The sequence below is a fragment of the Psychrobacter sp. 1044 genome (genome assembly GCF_904846525.1).
Classification (GTDB): Bacteria; Pseudomonadota; Gammaproteobacteria; order Pseudomonadales; family Moraxellaceae; genus Psychrobacter.
On the sequence record NZ_CAJHAZ010000051.1, the window covers coordinates 1 to 1,181 of the forward strand.

1 protein-coding gene is annotated in these 1,181 nt (G+C 48.3%); it reads right to left on the reverse strand.

Annotation, left to right across the window (positions count from 1 at the left end; translation table 11 throughout):
• The coding region (gene tuf / locus JMX82_RS14130; protein WP_201541001.1) for an elongation factor Tu at positions 1–1,160 on the reverse strand (1,160 nt) is incomplete at its 3' end.
• Between the last annotated feature and the right edge of the window lie 21 nt (positions 1,161–1,181).

Here is a 1,181-nt window from a genome sequence, read left to right on the forward strand (position 1 = left end):
CCTACAGTACGGCCGCCTTCACGAATAGCGAAGCGAAGACCTTTGTCCATAGCGATTGGGTGGATAAGCTCTACGCCCATCTCAACGTTATCACCAGGCATTACCATCTCTGTTCCGTCTTGTAATTGGATTGCGCCAGTTACGTCAGTAGTACGGAAGTAGAACTGTGGACGATAGCCGTTTAGGAATGGTGTATGACGACCACCCTCTTCTTTGCTCAACACATATACTTCAGCGTCAAACTTGGTGTGAGGAGTGATTGAACCTGGCTTAGCTAGTACTTGGCCACGTTGTACGTCTTCACGTTTAGTACCACGTAGTAGTACGCCACAGTTTTCGCCTGCACGACCTTCGTCAAGCAGTTTACGGAACATCTCTACACCAGTACAGGTGGTTTTTTGAGTGTCACGGATACCGACGATTTCGATTTCGTCGCCTACGCGTACGATACCAGATTCAACACGACCTGTTACAACAGTACCACGGCCTGAGATTGAGAATACGTCTTCGATTGGCATTAGGAATGCTTTGTCAACGTCACGCTCTGGCTCTGGGATGTAGGTGTCAAGAACGTTAAGAAGTTCTACAACCGCTGGTTGGCCGTATTTTTCTTGTGAGCCTTTTAGGGCTTCAGTCGCTGAACCATGGATGATTGGGGTATCATCACCTGGGAAGTCGTAGTCATTAAGAAGTTCACGAACTTCCATTTCTACGAGTTCTAGCAATTCTTCGTCATCAACAACATCACATTTGTTCATGAATACGATGATGTACGGTACGCCAACCTGACGTGAAAGCAGGATGTGCTCACGGGTTTGTGGCATTGGGCCGTCAGTTGCTGATACGACTAGGATTGCGCCGTCCATCTGAGCAGCACCAGTGATCATGTTTTTAACATAATCGGCGTGACCTGGGCAATCGACGTGAGCGTAGTGACGTGCTGGAGTGTCATATTCTACGTGTGAGGTGTTAATGGTGATGCCACGTGCTTTTTCTTCTGGTGCTGAGTCAATAGACGCGTAGTCTTTGGCTTCGCCACCAGAGGTGATTGCTGCTACAGTTGCGATGGCAGCTGTTAGGGTTGTTTTACCGTGGTCAACGTGTCCGATTGTACCGACGTTGACGTGTGGCTTTACGCGTTCAAACTTGGCCTTTGCCATGGGTATTTCCTCTTTTTTTGG